Below are 12,601 nucleotides of genomic sequence, written 5' to 3'. Positions count from 1 at the left end.
ACTTGCGTCCGGTCGCGATGGTGACGATTCCGCAACTCATGGAGTGACCTCGGCGTTCGGCGGCGAGATAGCTGAGAGGCCCGGTTAGGAAGACGCACGGGAATGCCGGCTTTGTCGCGTCGACCCGCGAGCGCGCCGACGAAAGAGGACTCGGCGGCGCTACGGCCCACGACGCTCTCAGTCGGCCGGCCCGGTAGGCGCGGCGGTGATCTTATCGGGAGTGATGTAAGTCGGCAGGGGGGGGCCAAGCGGCGAGTCGGCGGGGTCGATCGCGGGGCCGATCAGTTCCGCGATATCGACGTCGTCGATCTCTTCCCGCTCGAGCAGGGCCATCGCCAACGCCTCGAGCTTGTCGCGGTGCTTGGTGAGGGTCTGGTCGGCGAGCTCGGCCGCCTCGTTGAGGATGCGGGTCACTTCCTCGTCGATCATGCGCGCCGTGTGGTCGCTGTGGGTGCGGCCTTCCTGGACGAGCTCGCGGCCCAAGAACGGGTCGGCGTGGTCGGTGTGGTACGCCACAGGGCCGATGCGGTCGCTCATCCCCCAGTGGACAACCATCTTCCGCGCCATGCTGGTGGCGTTCTTCAGGTCGCTCGACGCGCCGTTGCTGTGTTCGCCGAAGACGAGGATCTCGGCCGCCCGGCCCGCCATGCCCATGGCGAGGTACGACTTGATCTCGCTCTCGGACATGCTGTGCCGGTCTTCGGACGGGACGTACTGCGTGACGCCCATCGCGCGGCCACGCGGGATGATCGTGACCTTGTGCACACGGTTGTTGTTCGGCACGAGCCAGCCGAGCAACGCGTGGCCCGCCTCGTGGAACGCGGTGACCTGTTTTTCTTTCTCGGTGAGGATGTCCTCACGGGCGTCGCCCATGAGGATCTTGTCGCGGGCGTACTCGAAGTCGTCGGTCTCGACGAACGCCTTGTCCTGGCGGGTCGCCCAGAGGGCGGCCTCGTTGACGAGGTTCATGATGTCGGCGCCGGTCATGCCGACCGTCGCCCGGGCGAGCTTGGCGAAGTCGACGGTGTCGGCGATCGGGACGCCCTTCGTGTGGACCTCGAAGAGCTCCTCACGCCCCTGGATCGTCGGGCGATCCACGGTGACGTGGCGGTCGAACCGGCCCGGCCGCATCAGCGCGGGGTCGAGCACGTCGGGGCGGTTCGTCGCGGCGATGACGATGACGGTCTCGTTGGGCGTGAAGCCGTCCATCTCGCTGAGGATCTGGTTGAGCGTCTGTTCGCGCTCGTCGTGGCCGCCGCCGAGGCCGGCGCCCCGCTGGCGACCGACCGCGTCGATCTCGTCGATGAAGAGGATCGCCGGGGCCGCCTTCTTGGCGGTCTTGAACATGTCGCGGACGCGGCTGGCGCCGACGCCGACGAACATCTGGATGAACTCCGATCCGCTGATCGAGAAGAACGGCACGCCCGCCTCGCCGGCGATCGCCTTGGCGAGCAGCGTCTTGCCGGTTCCCGGTGGGCCGTTGAGGAGCACCCCCTTGGGGATGCGGGCGCCGAGCTTGAGGAACTTCTCAGGCTCTTTGAGGAACTCGACGATCTCTTGCAGGTCTCTCTTGACGCCCTTTAGGCCGGCGACGTCGTCGAAGGTCTTGCCGCCCCCTTCCTCGGCGTCGTAGAGGCGGGCCGGGCTGCGGGTGACGCCCCCCAGCATGCCGCCGCCGACCATCTGGTCGCGGGTCCGCCGGGCGAACGACCAGAGCCAGACGCCCATGCCGATCAGCAGGCCGAGCCAGACGATCGTGATCAGGCCATCGAGGCTGTACTCCTGCTCGACGCGGAAGAAAACGCCCCCGTCGATCAGCTTCTGGCGGAGCCCTTCGTCGAGGCCGCCGCGGCCGATCGTGACGACGAACTGCTTCGGCAGCGGCTCGGCGGGCGTGGCGGACGGCTCGCTCCCGGGGAGCTTGGGCGGCAGCGGCGGGTCCTTGAACTCGCCGTAGAGCGCTTGGCCGCGGATCACCGCCGTCGTGACGTTCTTGGCGTCGACCTGCTCCCAGAAGAAGCGGTAGTCGATCTCCGCCAACTGCGTCAGCGACTGGATCGCCATGAAGCCCAGCCCCAGCGCCAGCACGGCGAGCAGCCACACCGCTTGCGGGGCCGACCGGGGGCCGAGGCGCTTCGACGGGTCCCCCTTCGGAGACTTGTTCGAAGAGTCCCCCTTCGGAGACTTGGTCGAAGAGCCACCCTTCGGAGATTCGGCCGACGGGTCTCCCTTCGGGGGCTTGGCCGTCGAGTCCCCCTTCGGGGGTTTGGCGTCGGGGGGAGACTTCTCGGGCATACCGGAGGGCGACGTACGGGGGGGTGGGTGCGCAGGGGAAGCGACTAACGTGGGCAATCCGCCCTAAACCCTAGACGGCGCCGCCCGGTTCGCCAACTCGCCCCACCGGTTGGCGCGCTGTTGAGATCAACCTTTCCGCGAGACCAACTGACCCTCGTCGTAGGTCTGTTCGATGACCTTGCCGTCGGTCTGCCAGACCTTGGCGGCCCCGTCCTTGAGGCCGTTCTTGAAGTTGAGCTCGGCCCGCTTGTCGCCGACGCGGGTCCACTCGGTGGCGAGGCCTTCCATCTTGCCTTTGACGAAGTTCGTCTCTTGGCGGATCTGCCCGTTGGTGTACCACGTGCGGAACGGGCCATTCGCGACGCCCTCTTCGTAGGTCTCTTCGCGGAGCTTCTGCTCGCCGTCGTCGGAGTAGGTCTCCCAGACGCCGGTCCGCTTCCCCTCGGCGTACTCGCGGCGGGCGGTCAGTTTGCCCTCTTCGTTGAAGACCTTCACTTCCCCGTCGGGGCGGCCCTGCTTGTACGTCACCTCTTTGGCGACCGTCCCGTTGGGGTGGTGGTAGACCCACGTCCCAACCGCCTTGCCGCGGTCGTACTCGCCCGCCACGTAGAGCTCGCCGTTGGAGTAGTACTCCTTGTGCGGGCCGTCGCTAACGACCGTGTCGTCCGAGAACTTGACGATCCGGCGTTCGAACCGGAGCGTGTCGGTTTCCGGAAAGTTCTCCTTCACGACCCGCGACTCGACTTCGGTCGGCGGCGGCGGGGCCTCGCCTTGCGGCAGGTAGATCGGCGGGCCGGTGTACGGCTCGATCGTGGTCGATTCGCGGCGTGATTCGGTCGGCTTCGGCTCGTCCTGGGCCGAGGCGGTCACGGCGAGCGCCAACGACGCCGCCAAGCCGGCGAGCCGCAAGCCCATTCCGGCTGGCCGCAATGGGAACAAAGACACGGAAGAGGAGGTCAACATGAGGGCGGGGTCGGCAGCGGATCGGTAGCGGTCGCCCCGGGCCACGAGGCCGGGGGGCTGGTTAGCCCCGCATTCTACCGCCTGCGGCGGGCGCGTCCACGATCGGCCCCCCGACACCGAGAAATCCCCCCCCGAACTGGCGGCCCCGGCTCGGATTGCACGCCTTACGCCGATTGGGCAGGCCGGGCCGCGGCGGCGTCACGTGCGAGCTGGTTGACGACCTGGTTGACAAGGTTGATCACTCCCCAGAGGTGATCAACCTTGTCAACCAGCGAACCGCGGGGCCTCTCCCCCCAACCAACTCTCTCTTGGAAGAGCTGCCGCCTCTCTTGGGTCGTGTTGAATCACCAAGAACCGTGGCTAGCGCCAAAACGGCTGATGGGGCTAACCCCATCTTCTAGCTCTGACAAGGCACGAGGTCCTTAGAAAGAAGACTTCTCTCCCCTCTCTCCTCTACAACCGTCTCTAACTATCTTTCCTAGACCAACGACCTCCACGACGACCTCGACGCCGGGGGGAGGACACTCCGGTGTCCTTCTCAATCTCAGGGCGACGCCATCCCTGTTTGACCTGTTTGACAAGGTTGATCACCTTTTGGGAGTGATCAACCTTGTCAAACAGCCGAGCCCAACGCGACGCGCTGCCGACAGAAGCGACTGGGGAGCCCTAAGTGGAGGGAGCCCTAAGTGGTAAGCCCTAAATTGTAAGGGGAGCCCTCAGCGTCAGCGCCGGGAGTGGCGCCGGGTACCCGCTTCGACTCCCGGCGCTGACGCTTAGGGCTCCCTTCCCACTTGGGGTCTTCCAAGTTCCCACTTCCACGTTTCATTCTCTACCGTCGCTGGTTGACAAGGTTGATCACTTCCTGGGAGTGATCAACCTTGTCAACCAGCGAACCCCCAGGCGATCCCCCAGGCCCGTGGCTACGAGAGCCGCCAGCCGGGCGGCAGCACGGCGTTCTTCGGCACAACAATCACTCCGTCACGGACGACGCAGCCGTGCTCGGAGTCGTAATCCTCGCGGATGTCGTCGTTCACCACGCGGGCGCCGGCGCCGATCCGGCAGTTCTTGTCGATGATCGCCCCGTCGATGACGGCGCCGGGGCCGATGCCGATCCGCGGCAGCCCCGCGGCGTCGTTCTCCGCCACGCGGGCGGTCGATTCGTAGTAATCCGAGCCCATCAGCACGGTGTTGCGGATCGTCACGTCGCGGCCGATCCGGCAGCGGAGGCCGATCAGGCTGTTCTCGATCTTCGCGCCCGGCTCGATGAAACAGCCGTCGGCGATCAGGCTGCCGTTGATCTGCGCGCCGTCGACCCGGGTCGGCGGCAAGAACCGCGGCCGGGTGTAGATCGGCGAGCTGGCCGAGGCCAGCGCGAACGGCGGGTTCGGCTGGGCCATCTGGAGGTTCGCCTCGTAGAACGAGCGGATCGTCCCGATGTCCTCCCAGTAGCCGTCGAACAGGTGCAGCTGCACGTGCTGCTTGTGGATGACCGACGGGAAGATCTCTTTGCCGAAGTCCGACTGCGAAACGTCGTCGAGCGAGTCGAGCAACGCCTGGCGGTTGAACAGGTAGATGCCCATCGAGGCGAGGCAGTCGCGGCCCTCGCTCTTGATGCCGCGGGCGTCGATCCAGGCGGGGTCGACGGCGGCCAGGTCCTGCTCTTCCTTCGTCTTGGGCTTCTCGACGAACCCGGTGACGCGGCCCGTCTCGTCCGCCTGCATCAGGCCGAGGGCCGAAGCCTCTTTGCGGGTCACCGGCTTGGCGGCGATCGTCACGTCGGCGTTGCTCCGTTGGTGGTCGGCCAGCATCCGCTGGAAGTCCATCCGGTAGAGCTGATCGCCCGACAGGATCAGCACGTAGTCGAACGCCGATTCGAGGATGTAGGTCAGGTTCTTGCGGACCGCGTCGGCGGTCCCCTGGTACCAGTCCATGTCGGCGTTGTCGTCGATCGTCTGCTGGGCGGCGAGGATCTCGACAAAGCCGCCGCTGAACGCGTCGAACCGGTAGGTGCCGCGGATGTGCTGGTGCAGGCTCACCGACAGGAACTGCGTCAGCACGTAGGCGTTGCTGACGCCTGAGTTGATGCAGTTGCTGATCGGGATGTCGATCAGCCGGTACTTGCCGGCCAACGGCACGGCCGGCTTCGACCGGTACCCCGTGAGCGGCAACAACCGCGTGCCCCGCCCGCCACCAAGAATCACCGCAACGACGTTTTTCATAGTTGGAACCGCGAGGACGCCAGCAGCGCCGAGGGAAGAGGAACGTTGATCAAGCAAAATGTGGGAGGCGTCTCCAGACGCCGATTACGGCCACCATTCTCGGTCGAGCATGTCCTGCCGAAGCGGTGACGCCGATGAGAACCGCCACTCGGCCGCCACCTCGACCAAGCCCGCTCGGACAGGATTGTGCTCAATGTACTCGCAGAGCTCTCCCAACTCATCCCTGTTCCGACAATGCCGGTCGTGGAAGCCTTCTTGCCAGAAGGCGCCGCTTTGACCCGTCGTCTTGTTGACTCGACGGGCTGAAAACTTGGAAAGGGCTCCGATCATGGCGGATAGCACGGCGCCCGGCATCAGGCAGACCGCTGCGTGAAAGTGATCGGGCATCACACAGAAGGCGAAGAGCTTGGCCTGATCGGATATCCGCAGGTGCTGCAAGCTATCGATAATCACGGTCGCGTTGCCGGCGTCGGCAAGCAGCGGGCGGCGGTGTTGGACGACCTTGGTGATGACGTAACAGTCCCAAGGTTGAGACACCCTTCCTTGCCGGAGCAGGGACGATCTTCCGGCGGGGTTGGGGGGCGTCGGCATGGGGCGCGTTATCGGCGTCTGGAGACGCCTCCCACATTACTGGTCTGGCACATGACTGGTCTGGAGACCCCTCCCACAGGTTTGGTCAGAAACCTGGCCGTGTGGTGGAGTTGGGGCCCCCTAGCCCTTCACCACAAGGTTCACCAGCTTACCAGGGACGACGATCTCTTTCACGATCGTTTTCCCCGCGATCAGCTCGGCGATCTTCGGGTCGGCCTTCGCCGCCGCGAGCGTGGCGTCCTTGTCGGCGCCGGTGGCGACCGCCACCTTGCCGCGGACCTTGCCGCCGATCTGTACGACGATGTCGACCGTGTCGGTCTGCAGGTGCGACTCGTCGAAGACGGGCCACGGCTCGTAGGAGAGCGTCTCGTTGTGCCCCAGGGCGGCCCACAGCTCCTCGCACAGGTGCGGCGCGAACGGCGCGAGCAGCAGCACCAACGGCTCGAGGCACGCCCGTGGCCGCGTCTTCTCCTTCGTGAAGAAGTTGACGAACTCCATCATCCGGGCGATCGCCGTATTGAACGACAACCGGTCGATGTCCTCGGTCACCGCCTTGATCGTGGCGTGCAGCACCCGCAGCTGCTCGGCGGTCGGCTCGGCGTCGGTCACCTCGTCACAGAGGAGCATCTCCTCAGCCCGGTCGTCGATCATCAGCCGCCAGACGCGGCCCAGAAAGTTCCGCACGCCGGCGACCCCTTCCATGTTCCACGGCTTACTGTCGGGCAGCGGCCCCATGAACATCTCGTAGAGCCGTAGCGCATCGGCGCCGTAGCCTTCGACAACCTCGTCGGGGTTCACGACGTTGCCGCGGCTCTTCGACATCTTCTCGCCGTTCTCGCCGAGGATCATCCCTTGGTTGACGAGTTTGTTGAACGGCTCGGGCGTCGAGACCACGCCACGGTCGAACAGCACCATGTGCCAGAACCGGGCGTACAGCAGGTGCAGCACGGCGTGCTCGGCGCCGCCGATGTAGAGGTCGACCGGCATCCACGCCTTCTCGATCTCCGGGTCGATCGGCGCGTCGGCGTTCTTTGGGTCGAGGAACCGCAAGTAGTACCAGCAGCTGCCGGCCCACTGCGGCATCGTGTTGGTCTCGCGCTTACAGCGGACGCCATCAATCGTGGGGTAGAGCCACTCGTCGGGCGCCTTGTCGAGCGGCGGCTCGGGCCTGCCGTGCGGCTTGAAGTCCTCGAGGTGTGGCAGATCGACCGGCAGGTCCTCTTCCGGCACGGTCCGGATCTGTCCCGTCGGCTTGCCGTCGTCGTCGAGCTCGTGCGCGATCGGGAAGGGCTCGCCCCAGAAGCGCTGGCGGCTGAAGAGCCAGTCGCGGAGCTTGTAGTTGACCGCCTCCTGGCCGACGCCACGCTCCGCCAACCAAGCGGTGATCTTTGACTTGAACTCGATGGTCGGCGTGCCGTCGAAGCCGCCCGAGTTAACGGCGACGCCGGCGCCCGAGTAGACCTGCTCGCCGGCGAGCACCGCCTCGCGTTCGTCATCCGGGGCCGCGTTGCCGGGATCGACGACCGCCTTGATCGGGATGTTGAATTGCTTGGCGAACTCGTAGTCACGCTCATCGTGCGCCGGCACCGCCATGATGGCCCCGGTGCCGTAGCTGATCAGCACGTAGTCAGCGATCCAGACCGGGATCGTTTCGCCACTGACCGGGTTGATGGCGTACGAGCCCGTAAAGACGCCAGTCTTCTCCTTGGCCAGCTCGGTGCGGTCCATGTCGCTCTTGAACGAGGCGGCCTCGACGTACGCCTTCACCGCGTCGGCCTGTTCGGGCGTCGTGAGGCGCTCGACGTACGGGTGCTCGGGCGCGATCACCATGTACGTGGCGCCGAACAGCGTGTCGGGCCGTGTCGTGTAAACACGGAGGACGCCTTCGGCGGGCTTCTCGGCGAAACCGCCGACTTCCGCCGGCAACTGCGCCCCCGCCAAGCAGAAATCGACCTCGGCGCCGGTGCTGCGACCGATCCAGTTGCGTTGCAGCGCCTTCACCCCCTCGGGCCAGTCGAGTTTTTCGAGACCGGCCGACAAGCGGTCGGCGTACGACGTGATCCGCAGCATCCATTGCCGTAGCGGCCGGCGTTCGACCGGGTGGCCGCCCCGCTCGCTCTTGCCGTCGATGACTTCTTCATTGGCGAGCACCGTCCCCAAGGCCGGGCACCAGTTCACCGGCGCCGAGCTTTGGAACGCGAGCCGTCGCTCGTCGACCCACTTGCGGGCGAAGTCCTCGCCCATCGCCTGCACGTCTTCGGGGATGTCGAGCTCGGCGATCGGTCGACCCTTCTGCTGCTCCTTGTCGAACCAGGTGTCGTAGAGCTTCAGGAAGATCCACTGCGTCCAGCGGACGTACTCGACGTCGGTCGTCGCGATCTCTCGGTCCCAGTCGTAGCTGAAGCCGAGCATCTTCAGCTGGCGGCGGAACGTGTCGATGTTCTTCTCGGTCTGGACGCGCGGGTGCTCGCCCGTCTTGATGGCGTGCTCCTCGGCCGGCAGGCCGAAGGCGTCGAACCCCATCGGGTGAACGACCGAGTACCCCTGCATCCGCCACGCCCGGCAGACGATGTCCGTGGCGGTGTACCCCTCGGGGTGCCCCACGTGCAGCCCGTCGCCCGACGGGTAGGGGAACATGTCCAGCGCGTAGAGCTTCTTCGCGCCCTCCTTGGGCAACCGCGGGGCGGCGAAGGTTTTGTTGGCGTCCCAGTGGGCTTGCCACTTCGGCTCGATGGTCGCGGGGTTGTAACGGGGCATCGAGACCGAGTACGGATTGCGGAATTCGGATTGCGGACTGAAAGCAGAGTGACGGCGAGCCGGCGACGTGAGTCGTCGGTGGGGGGGGTACTCACTTCACACCGACGACTACCGTCGCCGGCTCGCCAGAGTCCCGCGATTCTATCGCCGCGGGGCTTGAGCGCAAACCTCGCCGTCCGTTGACCTTCGGTCGCCCCCTGCTTCTACTGGCGGGTCTGGCTTCCGGACCCGGACCCCCAGGGGAGAGGCACGCGCAGTGGATACAACGCCGCAAGAGAAAACCAAGATCGGCCTCGTGGGCCTCGGCACCGTCGGTTCGGGGGTCGCCCGGATCCTGCTGGACCACGGCGACCGGACCGCCCGGCAGGCGGGCCGCGTGCTGTGGCTCGAGCGGGCCAGCGTCCGCGACCTCAAGAAGGCCCGCGACTGCAATCTGCCCGCCGGGGTGCTGACCGACCAGATCGACGCGATCGTCAGCGACCCCTCGATCGATGTCGTCGCCGAGCTGATGGGGGGTGTCGAGCTGGCCCGCGAAGTGATCCTGTCGCTGCTCAAGGCGGGTAAGGACGTCGTCACCGCGAACAAGGCCCTGATCGCCGCCCACGGGCCGGAGTTGTTCGACGCCGCCCGCGAGGCGGGCCGCACCATCGCCTTCGAGGCGGCCGTCGCCGGCGGCGTGCCGATCATCGCCAACCTCACCCAGTGCCTGTCGGGCAACCAAGTCGAGTCGCTCACCGGCATCCTCAACGGCACCTGCAACTTCATCCTCTCGAAGATGCACGCCGAGCACGTCCCCTACTCGGAGGTGATCGCCGAGGCGCAGCGGCTCGGCTACGCCGAGGCTGACCCGGCCATGGACGTCGACGGCACCGACACCGCCCAGAAGCTGGCCATCCTCGCCCACCTGGCGTTCGGCGCCCGGCCCGACTGGCGGGCGATCCCGCGCGTCGGCATCGACACCCTCGACCTAGCCGACGTGCGGATGGCCCAAGAGCTGGGCTACACGATCAAGCTGCTCGGCGTCGCGGAGCTGACCGAGAAGGGCCTTCAATTGTCGGTCGGACCGACCTTCGTCAAGAACGGCAGCCCGATGGCCGATGTCGCCGGCCCGATGAACGCGGTGCGTGTCACGGCCGACGCCGTCGGCGAGTTGTTCCTCCAAGGCCCCGGCGCCGGCCAGATGCCGACCGCCTCGGCCGTGGTCGCCGACCTGATCGACACCGCCGTCGGCCGCACGAAGCTGACATTCCAAACGCTCAAGCTCTGGAGCAACGAGTCGGAGCGTACGCCGGTCGCTGACCAGGCCGACGCCGTCGCGAGGTTCTACCTGCGGATCGACGCGGCCGACGAGCCGGGCGTGTTGGCGCAGATCGCCTCGGCCCTGGCGGCGGAAGGCATTTCGATCGCCAGCTTCCAGCAACAAGCCAGCGACGCCGCCACGGTGCCGCTGGTGCTGATGACGCACGACACCACCGAAGGCGCCGCCGCCCGCGCGTGCACGGCGATCGGCAAGCTGGCGCCTGTGGCGGCGGCGCCGGTCCGGCTGCGTGTCGTCGGCTAGTTCGAAGAGTAGCGAACCACAAAGGAACGACGGAACAAAGGAAGCTGTTTAGCACGAGGGCTGGGTAGTGAGTGGTTTTGAACCTATCTCGGAGGGCGACGAGGCGATTGCCAAGCAAGTCCTCGATGCAGCGTTTCGGGTCCACTCAAAACTTGGGCCGGGGCTACTCGAGTCCGTTTACGAGCACTGCTTGTGTCACGAGTTGAAACGACAAGCCGTTGCCTTCGACCGCCAGCCCTTGCTTGCAATCGACTACGACGGCGAAATCATTGATGCGGGCCTGAGGCTTGATGTGTTCGTCGCTAAGCGGGTGGTGGTCGAGCTGAAAGCTGTAGAACAACTCGCACCGATCCACGAGGCCCAGCTCTTTACCTACCTGAAGCTGACCGGCTGTCGCCTAGGACTCTTACTCAATTTCAACGTCCAGCACCTGAAAGACGGGATCAAACGAGTCGTGCGGTAGCACCCTTCGTTCCTTCGTTCCGTCGTGGTTCAAAACCCTTTCCTTATGAAGTACCTCATCGTCATCCCCGACGGCGCGGCCGACGAGCCGCAGGCTTACCTTGGCGGGAAGACCCCGCTCGAGGCGGCTCACACGCCGCACATGGACGCGCTCGCCAAACGCGGCGTCGTCGCGCGGGCCTGCCACACGCCCAAGGCGCTACCGGCCGGGAGCGAGATCGGCAACCTGTCGCTGCTCGGCTACGACCCGTTCGAGCACTTCACCGGCCGCGCGCCGATGGAAGCCGCCGCGCAGGGGATCAAGCTCGGACCCAATGACTGGGCCGTGCGTTGCAATACGGTCACCGTCGAGGACCAGGGCGACGGTCCCGTGATGGTCGACTTCACCGCCGACCACATCACGACCGAAGAATCGACCGCGTTGCTCAAGACCGTGCAGGAACAAGTCGCCAGCGATCCCAAGTGGAACGGCGCCCTCGAGTTCGTCCCCGGGGTGAGCTACCGCAACCTGCTGATCTGGCGTGGCGACAAGCTGCCGGCGCCCTTCTCCAGCGACACCCGGACCGAGGCGCCGCACGACTGGACCGACCTGACGATCGCCGACGCCCACCCGAAGGGGCCGGGCGGCGGCGTGCTCGTTGAGCTGATGGAGGCGACCGAGCGGCTTTTCGCCGACCATCCGGTCAACAAGAAGCGTGTCGCCGCGGGGCACAAGCCGGCCACCAGCGTCTGGCTCTGGGGCCAGGGCGGCGCGCCGACGCTGCAGCCCTTCGCCGAGAAGTTCGGCCCGAAGGGGGCGATGATCACCGCCGTCGACCTGCTGCGGGGCATCGCCGCACTGGTCGGGTGGGACCGGATCGAAGTCCCTGGCGCCACCGGCTACCTCGACACCGACTACGCCGCCAAGGGCCGCTACGCCATCGAGGCGCTCAGTAAGTACGATATGGTGTGCGTCCACGTCGAGGCCCCCGACGAGGCGTCGCACGAAGGCCGCGCCGACGAGAAGGTCAAGGCGATCGAGGCGATCGACCGCGACATCGTCAGCCCGCTCGTCGAGGCGCTCAGTGAGATGGGCGACCATCGCGTCATGATCAGCCCCGATCACCCCACCTACATCAGCACGAAGAAACACACCCACGGCGACGTGCCGGTCTGTCTGGCGGGGACCGGGATCGAAGCCGACGGCGCCACCGCCTACCACGACAAGACCGCCGCCGCGTCGGACCTGGCGTTCCCCAACGGCTGGGACGCGATGCGCTGGTTCATCGGAAAGGGTTGAACCGCCAAGACGCCAAGACGCCAAGGACGCTAAGGACGCTAAGGACGCTAAGGGGATTATCGTTGCACGAACCTTCCGCTGAAGTCGATCGGCTCGCGAAACTCGTTGTTGACGCGGCCCTCGAGGTACACCGAACGCTTGGGGCTAGTTTTCTCGAGTCGGTCTATGAAAAGGCGTTGGAAGTCGAGTTGGGATTAAGAGGGATTCCATTCCAAAGACAGTTTGAGATCCGACTCGATTACAAAGGGACCCCCGTCGGCGAGGCGATGCTTGATTTTCTTGTTGGCGGCTCGCTCGTCGTCGAACTAAAGGCCGTCGAGGCTCTCCACCCAATCCACCACGCACAAACTATTAACTATCTGAAAGCGACCGGCTACCAACTCGGCCTCTTAATCAACTTCAACGTCCCCTTGTTGAAAGACGGCGTAAAACGCATCGTCCTCACTTAGTTTTACTCTTTCCTTGGCGCTCTTG

9 protein-coding genes are annotated in these 12,601 nt (G+C 65.7%); 4 read left to right on the top strand and 5 right to left on the bottom strand.

The window, feature by feature from the left end; genetic code table 11:
- Positions 1-177 precede the first annotated feature (177 nt).
- The 5 genes from ftsH to leuS all read right to left on the bottom strand — a co-directional run bounded on the left by ftsH (position 178) and on the right by leuS (position 8,825).
- Positions 178-2,295, bottom strand: a complete 2,118-nt coding sequence (gene ftsH / locus Pla108_RS16880) for an ATP-dependent zinc metalloprotease FtsH (protein ID WP_231934543.1) — start codon at positions 2,293-2,295, stop codon at positions 178-180.
- A gap of 126 nt (positions 2,296-2,421) precedes the next feature.
- Complete coding sequence (locus tag Pla108_RS16875) at positions 2,422-3,210, bottom strand: toxin-antitoxin system YwqK family antitoxin (protein ID WP_197526647.1); 789 nt, start codon at positions 3,208-3,210, stop codon at positions 2,422-2,424.
- 968 nt (positions 3,211-4,178) lie between these two features.
- Entirely contained in the window at positions 4,179-5,477 is a 1,299-nt protein-coding gene (locus tag Pla108_RS16870) for a glucose-1-phosphate adenylyltransferase (RefSeq protein WP_146446142.1), read from the bottom strand.
- Between the two features lie 84 nt (positions 5,478-5,561).
- Positions 5,562-6,014 carry an REP-associated tyrosine transposase gene (locus Pla108_RS16865; RefSeq protein WP_197526646.1) on the bottom strand — a complete coding sequence of 151 codons (453 nt, stop codon included), beginning with the start codon at positions 6,012-6,014 and terminating at the stop codon, positions 5,562-5,564.
- Positions 6,015-6,188: 174 nt separating this feature from the next.
- Positions 6,189-8,825 carry a leucine--tRNA ligase gene (gene leuS, locus Pla108_RS16860; protein WP_146446140.1) on the bottom strand — a complete coding sequence of 879 codons (2,637 nt, stop codon included), beginning with the start codon at positions 8,823-8,825 and terminating at the stop codon, positions 6,189-6,191.
- A 256-nt stretch (positions 8,826-9,081) separates the two neighbouring features.
- On the opposite strand from leuS, the gene Pla108_RS16855 reads away from it, so the two are divergent.
- The 4 genes from Pla108_RS16855 (at position 9,082) to Pla108_RS16840 (ending at position 12,576) form a co-directional block, all read left to right on the top strand.
- A complete protein-coding gene (locus Pla108_RS16855) occupies positions 9,082-10,386 on the top strand; it encodes a homoserine dehydrogenase (RefSeq protein ID WP_146446139.1) in 1,305 nt (434 codons plus the stop codon).
- A gap of 67 nt (positions 10,387-10,453) precedes the next feature.
- On the top strand, positions 10,454-10,849 hold the full coding sequence (locus tag Pla108_RS16850; RefSeq protein WP_146446138.1) for a GxxExxY protein: 396 nt from the start codon (positions 10,454-10,456) through the stop codon (positions 10,847-10,849).
- Positions 10,850-10,894: 45 nt separating this feature from the next.
- Complete coding sequence (locus Pla108_RS16845) at positions 10,895-12,127, top strand: cofactor-independent phosphoglycerate mutase (protein ID WP_146446137.1); 1,233 nt, start codon at positions 10,895-10,897, stop codon at positions 12,125-12,127.
- Positions 12,124-12,576, top strand: coding sequence for a GxxExxY protein (locus Pla108_RS16840; protein WP_231934542.1), 453 nt, complete (start codon positions 12,124-12,126; stop codon positions 12,574-12,576). The genes Pla108_RS16845 and Pla108_RS16840 overlap by 4 nt, the downstream gene beginning before the upstream one ends.
- The last annotated feature ends 25 nt before the right edge of the window (positions 12,577-12,601 follow it).

The organism is Botrimarina colliarenosi (assembly GCF_007859955.1).
Classification (GTDB): Bacteria; Planctomycetota; Planctomycetia; order Pirellulales; family Lacipirellulaceae; genus Botrimarina; species Botrimarina colliarenosi.
This window is presented reverse-complemented; position numbering and strand designations above follow the sequence as displayed.

What these genes read in the sequence shown, in the direction of transcription:
- Pla108_RS16845 (WP_146446137.1), top strand. Translation starts at nt 10,895, where the DNA reads ATGAAGTACCTCATCGTCATCCCCGACGGCGCGGCCGACGAGCCGCAG.
- leuS (WP_146446140.1), bottom strand. Translation starts at nt 8,825, where the DNA reads ATGCCCCGTTACAACCCCGCGACCATCGAGCCGAAGTGGCAAGCCCAC.
- ftsH (WP_231934543.1), bottom strand. Translation starts at nt 2,295, where the DNA reads ATGCCCGAGAAGTCTCCCCCCGACGCCAAACCCCCGAAGGGGGACTCG.
- Pla108_RS16870 (WP_146446142.1), bottom strand. Translation starts at nt 5,477, where the DNA reads ATGAAAAACGTCGTTGCGGTGATTCTTGGTGGCGGGCGGGGCACGCGG.
- Pla108_RS16875 (WP_197526647.1), bottom strand. Translation starts at nt 3,210, where the DNA reads ATGGGCTTGCGGCTCGCCGGCTTGGCGGCGTCGTTGGCGCTCGCCGTG.